Origin of the sequence: Collinsella sp. AF28-5AC (genome assembly GCF_003457875.1) — a bacterium.
In the GTDB taxonomy this organism is placed as follows: Bacteria; Actinomycetota; Coriobacteriia; order Coriobacteriales; family Coriobacteriaceae; genus Collinsella.
Window position 1 is genome coordinate 107,616 of sequence record NZ_QRTA01000007.1, and the last position, 16,284, is coordinate 123,899.

General features: G+C 60.5%; 14 protein-coding genes and 3 tRNA genes. 11 read left to right on the forward strand and 6 right to left on the reverse strand.

Annotated features, from left to right (window positions below):
• A complete protein-coding gene (locus DWZ01_RS06470) occupies window positions 1-1,812 on the reverse strand; it encodes a hypothetical protein (RefSeq protein ID WP_117770223.1) in 1,812 nt (603 codons plus the stop codon).
• 139 nt (window positions 1,813-1,951) lie between these two features.
• A complete protein-coding gene (locus DWZ01_RS06475; protein ID WP_117770222.1) occupies window positions 1,952-2,383 on the reverse strand; it encodes an Rrf2 family transcriptional regulator in 432 nt (143 codons plus the stop codon).
• 218 nt (window positions 2,384-2,601) lie between these two features.
• On the opposite strand from DWZ01_RS06475, the gene sufC reads away from it, so the two are divergent.
• Genes sufC through sufU form a run of 5 tightly spaced genes read left to right on the forward strand, consistent with a single transcriptional unit; the run spans window position 2,602 to window position 7,847 of the window.
• The gene (gene sufC, locus DWZ01_RS06480) at window positions 2,602-3,402 is read left to right on the forward strand and encodes a Fe-S cluster assembly ATPase SufC (RefSeq protein ID WP_006235561.1); all 801 of its coding nucleotides are present in this window, start codon (window positions 2,602-2,604) and stop codon (window positions 3,400-3,402) included.
• A 12-nt stretch (window positions 3,403-3,414) separates the two neighbouring features.
• Window positions 3,415-4,827, forward strand: coding sequence for a Fe-S cluster assembly protein SufB (gene sufB / locus DWZ01_RS06485; protein WP_117848423.1), 1,413 nt, complete (start codon window positions 3,415-3,417; stop codon window positions 4,825-4,827).
• Window positions 4,827-6,098 (forward strand): SufD family Fe-S cluster assembly protein, encoded by a 1,272-nt coding sequence (locus DWZ01_RS06490; protein ID WP_117848424.1) that lies wholly within the window; start codon window positions 4,827-4,829, stop codon window positions 6,096-6,098. Before sufB ends, DWZ01_RS06490 begins: the two co-directional genes overlap by 1 nt.
• On the forward strand, window positions 6,095-7,420 hold the full coding sequence (locus tag DWZ01_RS06495) for an aminotransferase class V-fold PLP-dependent enzyme (protein WP_199411386.1): 1,326 nt from the start codon (window positions 6,095-6,097) through the stop codon (window positions 7,418-7,420). Before DWZ01_RS06490 ends, DWZ01_RS06495 begins: the two co-directional genes overlap by 4 nt.
• A complete protein-coding gene (gene sufU / locus DWZ01_RS06500) occupies window positions 7,413-7,847 on the forward strand; it encodes a Fe-S cluster assembly sulfur transfer protein SufU (RefSeq protein WP_117770218.1) in 435 nt (144 codons plus the stop codon). The genes DWZ01_RS06495 and sufU overlap by 8 nt, the downstream gene beginning before the upstream one ends.
• A 660-nt stretch (window positions 7,848-8,507) precedes the next feature.
• Here sufU and DWZ01_RS06505 read toward each other — a convergent pair.
• On the reverse strand, window positions 8,508-9,320 hold the full coding sequence (locus DWZ01_RS06505) for a transposase (protein ID WP_117848425.1): 813 nt from the start codon (window positions 9,318-9,320) through the stop codon (window positions 8,508-8,510).
• A 403-nt stretch (window positions 9,321-9,723) separates the two neighbouring features.
• Here DWZ01_RS06505 and DWZ01_RS06510 point away from each other — a divergent pair, with 403 nt between their 5' ends.
• The 5 genes from DWZ01_RS06510 (at window position 9,724) to DWZ01_RS10815 (ending at window position 14,286) form a co-directional block, all read left to right on the forward strand.
• On the forward strand, window positions 9,724-10,458 hold the full coding sequence (locus DWZ01_RS06510) for an iron-sulfur cluster assembly scaffold protein (protein WP_006235554.1): 735 nt from the start codon (window positions 9,724-9,726) through the stop codon (window positions 10,456-10,458).
• Between the two features lie 18 nt (window positions 10,459-10,476).
• The gene (locus tag DWZ01_RS06515) at window positions 10,477-11,481 is read left to right on the forward strand and encodes a GGGtGRT protein (protein ID WP_022094815.1); all 1,005 of its coding nucleotides are present in this window, start codon (window positions 10,477-10,479) and stop codon (window positions 11,479-11,481) included.
• A 256-nt stretch (window positions 11,482-11,737) separates the two neighbouring features.
• Window positions 11,738-13,264, forward strand: coding sequence for an FAD-dependent oxidoreductase (locus DWZ01_RS06520; RefSeq protein ID WP_117770216.1), 1,527 nt, complete (start codon window positions 11,738-11,740; stop codon window positions 13,262-13,264).
• A 161-nt stretch (window positions 13,265-13,425) separates the two neighbouring features.
• The gene (locus tag DWZ01_RS10810; RefSeq protein WP_199411385.1) at window positions 13,426-13,971 is read left to right on the forward strand and encodes a BRO family protein; all 546 of its coding nucleotides are present in this window, start codon (window positions 13,426-13,428) and stop codon (window positions 13,969-13,971) included.
• 24 nt (window positions 13,972-13,995) lie between these two features.
• On the forward strand, window positions 13,996-14,286 hold the full coding sequence (locus tag DWZ01_RS10815) for a hypothetical protein (protein WP_199411384.1): 291 nt from the start codon (window positions 13,996-13,998) through the stop codon (window positions 14,284-14,286).
• Between the two features lie 260 nt (window positions 14,287-14,546).
• Here DWZ01_RS10815 and DWZ01_RS06530 read toward each other — a convergent pair.
• The 3 genes from DWZ01_RS06530 to DWZ01_RS06540 all read right to left on the reverse strand — a co-directional run bounded on the left by DWZ01_RS06530 (window position 14,547) and on the right by DWZ01_RS06540 (window position 14,840).
• A tRNA-Lys gene (locus tag DWZ01_RS06530) sits at window positions 14,547-14,622 on the reverse strand.
• Between the two features lie 43 nt (window positions 14,623-14,665).
• Window positions 14,666-14,741, reverse strand: a tRNA-Lys gene (locus DWZ01_RS06535).
• 22 nt (window positions 14,742-14,763) lie between these two features.
• Window positions 14,764-14,840: transfer RNA gene (locus tag DWZ01_RS06540), tRNA-His, on the reverse strand.
• A 166-nt stretch (window positions 14,841-15,006) separates the two neighbouring features.
• Between DWZ01_RS06540 and DWZ01_RS06545 the strand changes: the two genes are divergently transcribed.
• Window positions 15,007-16,188, forward strand: a complete 1,182-nt coding sequence (locus tag DWZ01_RS06545) for a pyridoxal phosphate-dependent aminotransferase (protein WP_117770215.1) — start codon at window positions 15,007-15,009, stop codon at window positions 16,186-16,188.
• The last annotated feature ends 96 nt before the right edge of the window (window positions 16,189-16,284 follow it).

Here is a 16,284-nt window from a genome sequence, read left to right on the forward strand (position 1 = left end):
CTACTCCTCCGAGCTGTCCTCCCCAGAAGCTTTCTTCTGCTGATCGAGCTTATGCTTACCGCTCACGATGGACGTAGCGCCCAGCGTAGCCAAGCTCGCACTGGCAAGGCTCGCCATCACGATCAAGTCGCCCGTCTTGGGCATATTGCCGCCAGATGACTTGGTCGTTGTAGTCGTCGTGGTTGTAGTGGTCACCGTCTTGGAGTCATTTTGCTCCTGAACCTGGTTATCAGCGCCGCTCTTGTCGTCGTCTTCGGACTGTTTCTTTTCGCCCTCGGTCTTGCTCTCGTCCTTCTTCTCAGATTCAGACTTCTTATCCTCGTCCTTCTTCTGAGCGGACTTGTCGCCCTTCTCATCAGAGCTAGGACCCTTATCGGATTCAGCCTTCTCGGAAGCCTTGTCCTTTGAGTCGCCCTTTGCGGCCTCGGTCTTTTCCATGGAAACCTGATCAGAGTTGTCCTTGTTCTGAGTCGAGCCATTATTGACGCCAGCCATCAGCGAAGAGCCCAACGTAGAACCAAGCTGCACGGAGAAAGAAGGCTTCTTGTCCGGCGAAGCAACGGGAGCGTCCGGCGCCTTATTCGAGTCGTCCTTGGAAGCATCGGAATCAGGGGTTGCGTCAGAGCCGAAGCCGTTGTTAGAGCCGGTGCCAACGGACGAATCGCTCGAACCAGTGGAAGAATCAGAGGAACCAGCGTCGGTCGAACCAGAGGCGGCGCTGTCCGTATTGCCGGCAGAGCTTGAAGACGAATCGCCCGCAGCAGAGCCGTTCAAATCGGAGCCGTTCGAGGTAGAGCCGTCGTTGGTAGTGCCGCCAGCAGAGCCATTACCGTCAGCATCGGTCGAGGGCGCATCCATCCTGTCATCGTTGACATCGTCACTCGAGTCGCCATTCGAATCAGGTGTCGGCGAGGGCGCCGGTGTGGGCTCGGGCTGCACGGGCGTCGCAGCGGCAGCCTCATCCTCGGCGATAAAAACCAAGCAGTCCTTCAGCTCATTTTTATAACGATTCTTCCAGCCCTCATGATACTGGGGCTGACTCGAAAACTTAGTGGCGACATTGTTGACCACGCTATTGGAGAGCGCCGTCACAAACTCGCGGTCGGACATATCGTTGGAAAGATTCGCCCAGCGGAAAAAGTCCCTGCAGCCACCGGTGCCGCACATGTTGGTGATGCTCCACACCATGCCCTTGACGCAATCGGCGCGGCCCGAAATATCAATGCCCAGGCCGCTCTTGAGCCACGCCTCGGTCACCGCATAGTACGAGTTGTACGCATAGGCATCTTGAAGTGCTGAGAACTCAACAGGATCGGTGTTGTACGCACCTTGGAAGGCATCCTGCGCGATATGGCCCAGCTCGGTAAATTGGCCGTTCTCGTACATGGCATTGCTCGCGTTGGAAATCTCGCTGCCGCGATCAATCGCATCCTTGAGCATGCTGTATTTTTCGGGGTTGTAGTTGTAGGCCTGCTTCATAAACGGAATGAGCGACCAACGGCGGTCGAACTGGTAATAGCCCAGCGCGTTATAACCGTCGCCATACGAAAAGCCCTGGTTGTAGTTGCCATGGCTCTCGTACTTGGTAAAGTACTTCATCTCGGGAGTCACGTTTACAAACGAAACGCCCTGGACCGACCTCAGCACGCCCGAGAAGGACTGCTGGGTGTAGAGGCCTTTGTCGATATCGGTGGCATCCGAGGCAACGCCCGGCGTGGGTTCCTCGGCAGCGGCGGGCGCGGGCGCGGTAACGGCGCTAAACGAAAGCGCCAGCGTCAGGCCCGCGACAATAGCAGAATGCTTGGGCTGCATAAGATCCTCCCTGCATTGGTGTAGTTAAAGTGCAGTTTGCAAAGATAAAACTAAGTATTGCAGCTCGCCCGTTGTTGCACAACAACCCCTCGGTAAACGGCAACAACCCTCCGCGAAATCTTAAGGAATTGCGCTCAACCTACAGCTTAATGTCAAAGTTGATCTCGGGGACGGCGGCCAAGTCGGCCAACGTCACGCCGTCGACGTACTTTTCGATCACGTCGTCCAGACCGCGCCAGAACTTGACGGTCGAGCACAGATCGCTGCGGGCGCAACTGTTGTCGATGCCGTCGCACGCCACCGGAGCCGTGCTGCCCTCGACGGCGCGCAGGATGTCGCCGGCACGCACCTCGGCCGGGTCCTTGGCCATCATGTAGCCGCCGCCCTTGCCGCGCACGCTCTTAAGCAGGCCCGCCTTCATAAGCGGACGAACCAGCTGCTCCAGATACTTTTGCGAGATATGCTCGCGGTCGGCAACCTCGCGCAGGGCAATCTTGCCCTCGGCGTCGCCCAGCGCCGCGATATAGATCATCAGTCGGAGGGCATAGCGGCCCTTAGAAGAAATGAGCATACCTACCCTCCCATCGTTACTGGGACAAAACCAGGCTTGTTTGCCCAAATCCTATGCACGCGGGGCAAACAAACCTGATTTTATGTCCCTCATCTAAAAAGTCGAGTGGATTAGTCGGGTTTTCCCTTGACTAACGCCGAACCCATAGTAACTTTATTCCGAGAAGATTCCTAGGGTTTAGTACACCTATGAGTACACCATATACAGAGAGGGACAGCATGAGCGCAAATCCGCTGCTTTCCATCGAAGGTCTGACCGCCTCCGTGGACGAGAAGACCATCCTCCACAACGTCAACCTTAACGTCGCCGCCGGCGAGACCCACGTGCTGATGGGACCCAACGGCGCCGGCAAGTCCACCCTCGGCCACCTGGTCATGGGCGACCCCGTTTACACGGTCAACGACGGCCGCATCGTCTTTGACGGCCAAGACATCACCGAGCTCACCACCGACAAGCGTTCGCGCGCCGGCCTGTTCCTGAGCTTCCAGGCTCCGGTCGAGATCCCGGGCGTGCCGCTGTCGAGCTTTTTGCGCGCCAGCATCGCCGGCCGCCCCGGCCTGGAGATGAAGGGCAAGGAGTTCCGCCGTCGCGTCAAGGAGCTCGCGGCCGAGCTCAACATGGACACCGCCTACCTCAACCGCGAGCTGGGCGTGGGCTTCTCGGGCGGCGAGAAGAAGAAGGTCGAGATGCTCCAGCTCCTGCTGCTGCAGCCCAAGCTCGCCATCCTGGACGAAACCGACTCCGGCCTGGACGTCGACGCCCTGTCCACCGTCAGCCACGGCATGGACGCCTACCGCAAGAGCTGCGACGGCTCCATGCTCATCATCACGCACAACACGCGCATCCTGGAGCATCTGGATGTCGACCGCGTCCACGTTATGGTCAAGGGCCACATCGTGCGCGAGGACGACGCCTCGCTCATCCCCTGGATCGACAAGAACGGCTTTGAGACCTTCGAGCGCGAGGCCGCCGAGCAGCGCGCCCAGGCCGAGGCCGCCGCTGCCGAGCAGCAGGCGTAAAGGGGCGATGCAATGACCAAGAACCGCACCGAGGTCGCGGACATCGACCGCAGCCTCTACGACTTCACCTATGGCGAGGAGGGATTCGAGCGCCTCGATGCCGGCATCACGCCCGACATCGTGCGCGAGATCAGCGCCAAGAAGGACGAGCCGCAGTGGATGCTCGACCTGCGCTTAAAGTCCCTCGAGATCTTCAACCGTTTTCCCGACCCGACGTGGGGCCCCTCCATCGAGGGCCTGGACATGGACAACATCGTCACCTACGTCAAGCCCAACACCGACCAAAAGCACGACTGGGAGTCGGTGCCCGACGACATCAAGAGCACCTTTGAGCGTCTGGGCATCCCCGAAGCCGAGCGCAGCTACCTGGCGGGCGTCGGCGCGCAGTATGACTCCGAACTCGTCTACCACAACATGCAGGACACGGCGTCCAAGATGGGCATCGTCTACTCCGGCATCGAGGAGGCCCTGCACGATCCGCAGTGGGAGCCGCTCATCCACGAGAAGTTTATGACGCTCATCCCGCCCACCGACCACAAGTTTGCGGCCCTGCACGGCGCCGTATGGTCGGGCGGCTCGTTTGTCTACGTGCCCAAGGGCACCAAGCTCGACTTCCCGCTGCAGAGCTACTTCCGCCTCAACGCCAAGGGTGCCGGCCAGTTTGAGCACACGCTTATCATCGTCGAGGACGATGCCGACCTGCACTTTATCGAGGGCTGCTCCGCGCCCAAGTACAACGTGGCCAACCTCCACGCCGGCGCCGTGGAGCTCTTTGTGGGCAAGCGTGCGCACCTGCGCTACTCGACCATCGAGAACTGGTCCAAGAACATGTACAACCTCAACACCAAGCGTGCGCGCGTGGACGAGGACGGCGACATCGAGTGGATCAGCGGCTCCTTCGGCAGCCACGTGGGCTACCTCTACCCCATGAGCGTGCTCAACGGCCGCCGCGCCCGCTCGAGCTTTACCGGCATCACCTTTGCCGGCGCCGGCCAGAACCTCGACACCGGCTGCAAGGTCGTGCTCAACGCGCCCGAGACCTCGGCAACCGTTGAGACCAAGGGCATCTCCAAGAGTGGCGGCATTCAGACCTTCCGCAGCTCTATTGTGGCGACACCCAAGGCCGAGGGCTCCAAGGCAACCGTGAGCTGCCAGTCGCTGATGCTCGACGACCAGAGCCGCTCCGACACTATTCCGGCCATGGACATCCGCGCCAAGAACGTCGATATCGGCCACGAGGCCACCATCGGCCGCATCGGCGACGACAAGGTGTTCTACCTGATGAGCCGCGGTATCTCGGAGGAAGAGGCCCGCACCATGATCGTCAACGGCTTTGCCAACCCGGTCTCCAAGGAGCTGCCGCTGGAGTACGCCGTCGAGATGAACAACCTGATCAAGCTCGAGATGGAAGGAGCGATCGGATAATGAAACAGACCACGAACACCGCTGCCACCACGCTCGAGCAGGTCAATGCGATGCCTGCTGCAACTTGGGGCTGGCTCAAGATGAACCAGACTAAGCTCGAGCTTTCGGCCGAACTTGCCGCCGCACCCGCCGAGGCCGTTGAGGTCGAGGGCTTGGACGAGCAGCTTGCCGGCTCGGCCGACGCCTTCGACGCCGCCATGGACGCCATGGCCGAGCGCTTCCCCGAGCGCCGCGCCTCCGCCCCCGGCGACGCTGCCGACCGTGCCCGCATCACGCCCGAGACCGAGCTCGACGTGCCCGCTACCTCCGTCTACCAGGCCGGCGCCATCAAGCTCGAGGAGGAACTTTCCCCCGCCGAGGCATTCGAGACCGGCATGGGCGAGGCTGCCTACACCTACTTGACCGACCACGCTACCAAGCGCATCGTCATCGATGTGCCCGCATACAAGCACGTCACGGCTACCGTGCGCGTGAGTGGCGTCGACGCAGCGGCTGCGATTGCCGCCATCGATGTCGTCGCCCGCCCGCAGGCAACGCTCGACTTGCAGATCGCCCTGGACTCCCCCGTTACCGGCGAGGGCGTCGTGGGCTCCGTGCTGCGCGTGTGCGCCCACGAGTACGCCACCGTCAATGCGACCTGCACGCAGACGCTCGACGACAGCTGGATCGCGCTCGACGACACCGGCCTGTTCCTGGACGAGGGCGCGCGCGTCAACGTGCAGCACACCGTCCTGGGTGCCGGCGCCAGCGCCACCGGCCTTGCCGGCGACCTGCTGGGCGACACCGCCAAGGTGACCATCGATACCGATTACCTGGGCGCCCGCGAGCAGGTGCGCGACTTTAACTACGAGTTGCGCCACCGCGGCCGCAAGACCGAGTGCGAGATCGACGCCAACGGCGTGCTGACCGGCACGTCCAAGAAGGTCTACCGCGGCACCATCGACCTCGTGCACGGTTGCAAGGGCGCAACCGGCACCGAGCGCGAGACCGTGCTGCTCGCCAACAAGGGCGTCGACAACAAGACCGTCCCCGTCATCCTGTGCGACGAGGACGACGTCGCCGGCAACCACGGCGCCACCATCGGCCACGTCCGCGACGAGCAGCTGTTCTACCTCGCCTGCCGCGGCCTTGACCAAAACGCCGCCGAGGATCTGTTCATCCGCGCCAAGCTGGAGGACGCCGCGCTTTCCGCCACCGATGAGCGCACCCGCGCTGCCGTCGTCCGCCTGGGCAACAACCTGATCGATAACTTTGAAGAGGAGCTCGCATGATCGATACCGAGCACGTTAAATGCGATACCTGCACCGCCCCCGAGCCCATGGAGCTCGACGCCAGCGACGAGGCCTCGCGCGGCTGGCCCACCGTCGACATCGAGACTAATCCATACAAGGCACAGTTCCCGCTGTTCCAGCAACACCCCGAGATCGCCTTCCTCGATAGCGCCGCCACCGCGCAGCGCCCCGCCTGCGTGCTCGACGCCGAGCGCGATTTCTACCAGCGCATGAACGCCAACCCCCTGCGCGGCCTGTATTCGCTGTCCGTCGAGGCCACCGATGCCATCGCCAAGGTCCGCCAGCAGATCGCCGACCTCATCGGCGCCGCCCAGGCCAACGAAGTCGTCTTCACCCGCAACACCAGCGAGTCGCTCAACCTGGTCGCTAAGAGCTTTGCGCCCACGGTGCTGGAGCCCGGCGACGAGGTCGTCATCACCATCATGGAGCACCACTCCAACCTGATTCCGTGGCAGCAGGTCTGCCGCGAGACCGGTGCCAAGCTCGTCTACCTCTATCCCACCAAGACCGGCCAGCTCACCACCGAGGAGGTCCTGGCCAAGGTGGGTCCCAAGACCAAGATTCTGGCCGTGGGTCAGGTCTCCAACGTGCTGGGCGTCGAGAACCCGGTCAAGAACCTCGGCAAGCTCGTGCACAAGTACGGCGGCTATCTGGTCGTCGACGGCGCGCAGTCGCTGCCGCACATGCCGGTCGATGTGGCCGACCTGGGCGCCGACTTCTTTGCCTTTAGCGCGCACAAGGCCATGGGCCCCATGGGCATCGGCGTGCTGTGGGGCAAGATGGACCTGTTCAACGCCATGCCGCCCATGCTCACCGGCGGCGAGATGATCGAATCTGTTACCGAGCAGGACGCCGTCTGGGCGCCCGTTCCCGAGAAATTCGAGGCCGGCACACAGGACGCCGCCGGCATCTTCGCCACGGGCGCGGCACTCGACTACCTGGTCAACACGGTGGGTTACGAGAACATCCAGGCCCGCGAGCAGGCACTCGTCCACTATCTGATGGGCGAACTCATGCAGCTCGACTTTGTCCAAATCATCGGCTCCATCTATTGGGACAACCACCACGGCGTTGTGAGCTTTAACGTCAAGGGCATCCACCCGCACGACGTCGCGAGCATCATGGACATGGACGGCGTCTGCATCCGCGCCGGTCACCACTGCGCGCAGCCGCTGCTTACCTGGCTGGGTGTCGAAAACCTTGCTTGTTGCCGCGCCAGCGTGGCCTTCTACAACGACAAGGCCGACATCGACAAGTTCATCGCCGGCCTGCATCACGTTTGGAGCACGTTCAATGGGTAATCTGTACACCTCCACCACATTTATGGAGCACAACTCGCACCCCGACTATAAGTACGAGATGGATGCTCCCACGCACGAGCACGACGGCATCAACCCCAGCTGCGGCGACGAGCTCACCCTGCAGCTGCGCGTCGAGAACGGCGTGATCGAGGAGGCCTCCTTTACCGGCCACGGCTGCGCCATCAGTCAGGCCAGTGCCGACATCATGGCCGACCTCATCACCGGCGAGACCGTCGAGGAAGCTCACCGCCTGGCAGAGCTCTTCCTCGCCATGATCCGCGGCGAGCAGCTCTCCGAGGAGGACCTGGAAGACCTGGACGAAGCCGCCCAGCTCCAGGACATCTCGCACATGCCCGCCCGCGTCAAGTGCGCCGAGCTCGCCTGGCGCACCCTCGACGGCATGCTCGAGGGGCAAACAAACCAGTAGTTTATGCCCCGAATCCAAGGTTTTTGATTGCCGAGCCGCCCGATACGGGCGGCTCTGTTTTTACCTAATGAGCGCGAACGCACAAAGTCCGCGCGTCCGGCGCCCCGTCTGACATTTGCCACACAGCCAGACGCGAGCACGGGCGTTTTCCACAGCACCAAAGGCCTGCGGCAGGGCCCCGGGCCCGCCAAGCAATGCGCCAAGCCCCGTTCTGCGAAGCTCCGACTCGCTTCGCGCCTGCCGCAGACGGGTCCCATAGGGAGCGGCGTGCATTTTTGCGAGTATTCAGCACGCCAAGCTGTGTGTATACGCATCGAAAGCGTTAATCAACGTCTTTAGGCGCATATATATTGTGTTTTAGAACAAGCATCGCGGTCTGACGGGACGCAGGCACGTGCTTCGGGGGCGCAACGGCGGGAATCAATAGCTTCGGGACCCGTATGTTGCAAGATTGCGGCGGTGCCGACAGCAACACGATGCTGAAAACTCCGTTTTTTGCACGGCGCAGACGGGGGTAGGCACGGGCAAACCCGGACCGAGCCGTTATTTTATGCAAGATGACGATTGTTCTATGCATATTAAGAAGTGCAGTTACCGTACCAAGCTTTTGAACGCTGGTTGCGGCGTATGGACGACCCCAGCTGCGATGAACAGGCGACCTTACATCACGTTTCCGCCAGCCCGCATCGCCGTTCGCGCGCGGGCGCGCACGATACGAGAGACGGTACTTTTGCCAATCCCGGTATACCGCTCAATCTGGCGCACCGTAAAGCCGGCATTGCTCAATCCAACAATAACGGTATCGCGCTGCGCCGGCGGTGCAGTTTTAACCACATTGAGCGGAACCCCGAGGCTCTTCGCCAACTTGTCGGCAAAGGCGTGGCGTTCCCACTCTGTCTCTTTCATATCGCACAGCGCCGGCTCGCTACCGTCCGGCGTCGAAAGCGAATAGGCAATAAAGCCCTCGGCAGAACCAAAGAGCTCAAGCACGCAAGAAGGATCAGAAAATCCCCTCGCGACATCAGCCGCGTCACCGTCGTAAGCGCGCAAATGCTCCGCAAAGCTGCTCCAGGGATAACGCTCGATTAGGCCAACGCCCGCCTCCTGTGGATCGGCGTGTACGGAGCGAATAGCCTCCATCACCTGCCAGTCGGTATCGAGCGAGCGCCGGTCAAAACGGTTCTGGAACAGATGACCTGTGCGCCCCGTGCGTTTATTGAACCGCCGCGCGTACGTCAAAAGCAGCCGGTGCATCGCCGCGCTCATCGCGTCCTCGTAATCTGCCAGCACCAGATGCACGTGATTGCCCATAAGACACCAAGCGATAACCGTGACGCCTGCCTCCCGGCAGCAGTCGCGCATCAACTCCAAAAACTCCCACCGGTCTTCATCGCCCTCAAAGATGAGCTGCTTGCCCACACCGCGGGCACAGACATGGTAAAAGCCGGTAACCGTTCTCCAAACGCGCTGCATGGCGCTCCCTTCGCCGGGATCTGATTGCCATCCAATACAGCACGATTGAAGCGTGCCATCAAAACATTCACGCAAAACAATACACTCGCGCGGCCAAAGGCAGTAAACGGGCGGCGGACGGCACCGTTGCAACAGGTCAGACCCCGCAACGCATACAAGAGCCGACCAAAAGCTTGCCAAAGACGAACCCCCTCTACGGAAGTTCGCGACCACAGAACATATAGTTAAACCGTTTCAATTAAAACTTCCGGACTTCTCGCTACGAAAACTGAGCCGTTCGCCGAATATTCCGTGCATTTCGCGGTATTATAGGGGCTGCATGTCATGTCCCTTTCGAAGGGTCGCCCGGCAATCGCCAGCCACGACCCCCAGACGGGACGCCAACACGATAGAGAGGAGAGGCATGCAGTACTCACAGGAAGTGGAGAACATGTGCCCCGTTGCCAAGGGTGCATACCACGGCCCCGCACCCATCCCCGAGGAGGGCAAGTGGGTCCAGGCTAAGGAGATTTCCGACATCTCCGGTCTTACGCACGGTGTGGGTTGGTGCGCACCTCAGCAGGGCGCCTGCAAGCTCACGCTGAACGTCAAGGACGGCATCATCGAGGAGGCCCTCGTTGAGACCATCGGCTGCTCGGGCATGACCCACTCTGCCGCCATGGCTTCCGAGATTCTTCCCGGTAAGACCATCCTCGAGGCCCTCAACACCGACCTCGTCTGCGACGCCATCAACGTTGCTATGCGCGAGATCTTCCTGCAGATCGTTTACGGCCGCAGCCAGACCGCGTTCTCCGAGGGCGGCCTGCCCGTGGGCGCCTCCCTCGACGACCTCGGCAAGGGCCTTCGCTCTCAGGTCGGCACCATGTTCGGCACCAAGGCCAAGGGCGCTCGTTACCTCGAGCTCGCTCAGGGCTACGTCACCCGCATGGCTCTCAACGACAAGAACGAGATCATCGCATTCGAGTTCCTGAACCTCGGCAAGTTCACCGACGCCGTCAAGGCCGGCAAGACCCCCGAGGAGGCCATCGCTGGCGCTATGGGCCACTATGGTCAGTGGGAGAACGCTGCCAAGTACATCGACCCGCGCACCGACGAGGAGACTCACTCCGTCGCCAGCGTGTTCCCGGTTCACGAGTAGAAAGGGAGGGAAATAACTATGACTGTTACGTTCGAAGGTTACGAGCGCCGCGCTGACAAGATCAACAAGTGCCTCGCCGACAACGGCATCGCCTCCCTCGAGGAAGCTCTGCAGATCTGCACCGACAAGGGCTTCAACCCGCGTGAGATCGTCAACAACACCCAGTCCATCGCCTTCCAGAACGCCGAGTGGGCCTACACCCTCGGTTGCGCTCTCGCTGTCAAGCGTGGCGCCAAGACCGCTTCTGAGGCTGCCGCCATCATCGGCGAGGGCATCCAGGCCTTCACCGTTCCCGGCTCCGTCGCCGAGGACCGCAAGGTCGGTCTGGGCCACGGCAACCTGGGCGCTATGCTGCTCTCCGACGACACCGAGTGCTTCGCCTTCCTGGCTGGCCACGAGTCCTTCGCTGCCGCTGAGGGCGCTATCGGCCTGGCTCTGAACGCCAACAAGGCTCGCAAGAAGCCGCTGCGCGTTATCCTCAACGGTCTGGGCAAGGACGCCGCTCAGATCATCGCCCGCATCAACGGCTTCACCTACGTGAAGACCCAGTTCGACTACTTCACGGGCGAGCTCAAGGTCGTCGAGACCATCCCCTACTCCGATGGTCCCCGCGCCGCCGTCAACTGCTACGGCGCCGACGACGTCCGCGAGGGCGTTGCCATCATGTGGCACGAGAACGTCGACATCTCGATCACCGGCAACTCCACCAACCCGACGCGCTTCCAGCACCCCGTCGCTGGCACCTACAAGAAGGAGCGCCTCGAGGCTGGCAAGAAGTACTTCTCCGTCGCTTCTGGTGGCGGCACTGGCCGTACCCTGCACCCGGACAACATGGGCGCCGGCCCTGCCTCTTACGGCATGACCGACACCATGGGCCGTATGCACTCCGACGCCCAGTTCGCCGGTTCTTCCTCCGTGCCTGCGCACGTCGACATGATGGGTCTCATCGGCATGGGTAACAACCCCATGGTCGGTGCCACCGTCGCCTGCGCTGTCGCCGTCGAGGAGGCCCTCAAGGCCTAATCGCGCTTGCGCGATGCTCATATAGTTGAGCTTTGGAGCCGCTATCCACCCGGGTAGCGGCTCTTTTTGTTTGCGCTGGCGCAGGGTATCTAATGCCGATATATCAGCTGGGGCGAAATACGAGATGTGAAGAGATGGAGCGTCAGAGCGTCCATGACGCCCACCTGCCATATTTGCCCTTTACCGATTTGACGAGTCTTTGCGGCCCCATTGCCGATCACCCGTGCGACAATGCGCCGGACGAGAAAGGAATCCGATGGAATCGACTGATGTACTGGTAATTGGATCTGGCATTGCGGGCCTTTGTGCCGCCATCGAAGCGGCACGCACGGGTGCAACCGTCACTGTGGCAAGCGCCGGCAAGACCATGAGTGGATCGAGCTTCTTCCCGGGTACCTGGGGCCTCGGCCTCATCGGTCCCGTCGACGAAGACGACGAGCAGGACCTCATCGACACCATCCAGACCGTCGGCGGCGGTGTCGCCGACCCCGAACTCGTCCAAACGTTCGTCCACGGCATTCCCCAAGCGATTGACTGGCTCGAGCAAGACCTGGGCGTTGAGCTCCAGCGTCCGCAAAGCGCCAAGAGTGCTCAACAAAAGCAATTTATCCCCTGCTTTGACCACAAGACGCGCATGTGGCGCGGCCTCACCCGCAAGCCCCTTGAGGACGCTCTGACGACCTGGATCGAGTCGCTCGGCATTCGCCTGCTCCCCCGCCATGAGCTTATCGACCTTGTTGAGGACACGAACGGCAGAATAACCGGAACCGTACTCTACGACCTTACCGAAAATCGAATCGTGCCCTTTGCTGCCAAGGCCACGATCATCGCAGCCGGTGGCACAGGCGGCCTGTTCGAGCGCAGCCTTACGTCGGCTGATGTGCTCAGCTCCTCGCAGGCCATCGCACTGGCGCACGGCGCAACACTTACTAATATAGAGTTCATGCAGATGATGCCCGGCTTCATCGAGCCCAGGCGTAACTTGGTCTTCAACGAGAAAACCTGGCGCTACGTGCATGTAGACCAGCCGGTAGATATTGCCGACGACAAGCTGAACGACCTGCTCGAGCAGCGCTCTGGATATGGTCCCTTCACGTCACGCTTGGCCTCCCGCGCTATCGATCTCGTCATCGATCAGGCAGGTGTCGAAGGCCTGGCACTCCACTACGACTTCCCCCGCGAGGATGTCCCAGAGTTTGTGCAGACCTTTGCCACCTGGCTGCAAGACGAGCACGGCATCGCCCCGACTGACGAGATGCGCGTTGCGATGTATGCCCACGCCGCTAACGGCGGCATCAAGATCGATAAGACTGCGCACACGGGCATTGAGGGCCTCTACGCTTGCGGCGAGGCGACAGGCGGCATGCACGGCGCCGACCGCATTGGTGGCTTGTCAAGCGCCAACGGCATCGTATTCGGACGTATCGCGGGCGCATCGGCAGCCCTCACAGCGCAGAAAGAGCCTGAGGCGGCCCTGAAGGCGGATATCACCCTCCCCCAGTACGGCATTGCCACAACAGATGCCGAACGCCTGACACACAGCCTTAGGCACACGATGAGCACCTTTTGCATGATCAACAGGACCGAAACAGGCCTATCCGAGGCACTACACGAGCTTGAGGGCTTGAAGACGGAGGCAACGACCTTGAGCACACAGAAAGCCCAGGACAGCGAAGTCGCAGCCCTCGCCCGCCTGCAATCGCAGATTCAGCTGGCACAGGAAATGGTCAAAGCCATGCGCAAGCGAACCGAAAGTCTCGGGTCGCACTATCGAGCGGATTAAACCGGACACCTATCTAAAGCAGAACACAACCAATCGATATCCATGGGCCCCGTGAGCTCGAAGCAGCACGGGGCCCATTCGTGTCCGCACGACAGCGTATCCTTATTCTGAATACAGAGCGGACAAAGCCCGCATAGAAAATAGACCAGCGAGGAGGAGATATGGACAGTAGAGATATCGAGAAGTGGCGTATCGAACTTGATAGCTACGCCAATGTGGAAGACGGCGTTGAGTATTGGCTCGCACGCGATTTAATGGAACCCATGGGGTACACTCGATGGGAGAACTTCGCCGAAGTTGTTAAGAGGGCAAAAGTCTCATGCGAAACAAACAAAACTCCAGTTGATTCCCATTTTCGTGACACCACGAAAATGGTAACTGCCGGTGTCGCCGCTCGCGCGGTTAAAGACTACAAACTTACGCGCTATGCATGCTATTTAATCGCACAGAACGGAGATTCAAACAAGCCAGAGATCGCGCTCGCCCAGGCATACTTTGCCGTGCAGACGCGCCGCCAAGAGCTCATAGAGCAGCGCTTCGCAGAGATTCAGCGCTTGCAGGCGCGTCACTCGCTATCCGATTCAGAGAAACAGCTCTCGGGTATTGCGTTCAAACGCGGCGTGGACTCCAAAGGATTCGCGATCATCAAGTCGAAGGGCGATGAGGCGTTATTCGGCGGCAGAAGCACGGCGGAAATGAAGCAGTAGCTCGGCGTACCCAAGAGCGCGGCATTGGCGGACAGGTTAGCCGATGTCCTCATCAAAGCAAAGGACCTCACGAACTCGATGACGGCCTTCAACGCCGAGGAACACGACTTGTACGGTCTGGACCAGATCAAACAAGAACACGTCGAGAACAACACGAGCGTGCGTGGCAGCCTCATCGACCGCGGAATTGTTCCCGAGAACCTACCGCCTGCCGAGGATACAAAAAAGCTCGAGCGTCGCGTGAAGGCAGACGAGAAGAAACTCAAGGAGGGTACTGACGGTTTCACCGATCCCCAGGGTAGACTCAATCTGTGAAAGCGGCCGCGCCCTTTCGGGTTCGACCCCATGCGAGGTTAACAAAAAAGCGACCAGCCTAAGCCAGTCGCTTTAACATGCTTTGGGTGGGCCGTCAGGGGGTCAGCCTGCTGTGCAGGCGGTCACTGCGGCGCTTCGCGCCTTGCGCGCTGCGCTGGCAAATGCTTACGCATTTCCTCAGCTCCGCGCCCCGACGGGTTCGACCCGATGCGAGGTTAACAAAAAAGCGACCAGCCTAAGCCAGTCGCTTTAACATGCTTTGGTGGGCCGTCAGGGGGTCGAACCCTGGACCTTGGGATTAAGAGTCCCCTGCTCTACCAACTGAGCTAACGACCCAAAGCTAAAGTCCGTTATGGCGGACTTTAGAGGAGATATCGTGTGGTGGGCCGTCAGGGGTTCGAACCCTGGACCTTGGGATTAAGAGTCCCCTGCTCTACCAACTGAGCTAACGACCCGATATCAACACGAAGCAAGAACTGGGGTGGGTAAAGGGACTCGAACCCTCGACCTACGGGACCACAACCCGTCGCTCTAGCCAACTGAGCTACACCCACCGTGTCCTGTGCGCTTCGCGCTCGACTATTATTGCAAGGAACGCCACGCGATGCAAGCCCCAATTTTCAAGAATTTTGAAAAGAGTTTTTCGAGCGCGTTTCGAGCAATTCCCACCGGTTCCATAGGAGTAAACTTGCCCCACTGCAAATCCTCGAAAGGACCGGCATGAAAGAACTCTCCAACCGCACGGCAACATTTACCGATTCGGTCATCCGCCGCATGACACGCATCTCCAATAAGTACGATGCCGTCAACCTGTCGCAGGGCTTCCCCGACTTCGATCCTCCGGCGCAGCTGCTCAACAGCCTGAGCACCATCGCCGCCGACCCCAAGCCGCTCTACCACCAGTACTCCATTACCTGGGGCTCCCAGGCCATGCGCGAGGCGCTCGCCGCCAAACAGGAGCACTTTATGGGCATGCCGATCGACCCCAACAAGAATATCGTGGTCACCTGCGGCTCCACCGAGGCCATGATGGCCGCCATGATGACGGTTACGAACCCCGGAGACAAGGTCGTCATCTTCTCGCCGTTCTACGAGAACTACGGCGCTGACACCATTCTCTCGGGTGCCGAGCCCATCTATGTGCCGCTCAACCCGCCCACGTTCGACTTTGACCGCGAGACGCTCGAGGCAGCCTTCCGCGACAACGACCCCAAGGCCATCGTCCTGTGCAACCCTTCCAACCCTTGCGGCAAGGTCTTTACGCGCGAGGAGCTCACCTTCATCGCCGACCTCTGCAAAAAGTACGACGCCTACTGCATTACCGACGAGGTATACGAGCACATCGTCTACGCGCCCCACGAGCACGTCTATATGGCCACGCTGCCCGGCATGTTCGAGCGAACCATCAGCTGCAGCTCGCTGTCTAAGACGTACTCCATCACCGGTTGGCGCCTGGGCTACACCATCGCCCCGGCCCAGATCACCGAGCGTATCAAGAAGGTCCACGACTTTCTCACCGTGGGTGCCGCCGCTCCCCTGCAGGAAGCCGTTGTCACCGCCCTCAACTTCGACGACAGCTATTACGATGAGGTCCTCGACCTCTACACCGCCAAACGCGACTTGTTCTGCCAGGGGCTCGATAGCATCGGTCTTGAGCATAACGTGCCGCAGGGCGCCTACTACGTCATGATGGACATCTCTGAGTTTGGCTATGACAGCGACCTCGAATTCTGCGAGGACCTCGCATCCAAGGTGGGCGTGGGCGCCGTGCCCGGCTCGAGCTTCTTCCGCGAGCCCGTCAACCATCTGATTCGTTTCCACTTTGCCAAGCGGGATGAGACGCTTAACGCGGCACTGGAGAACCTCAAGTCGCTACGTGATAAAATCAAGCCGCGCGGGTAAGGACGGCCCGGCAACTAAAGCAACCAAAGAAGCCCCGCACCGCCCTGAACTGCCTCCCATTTCTTGGACACAAGAAATGGGAGGCTTTTTTATGGC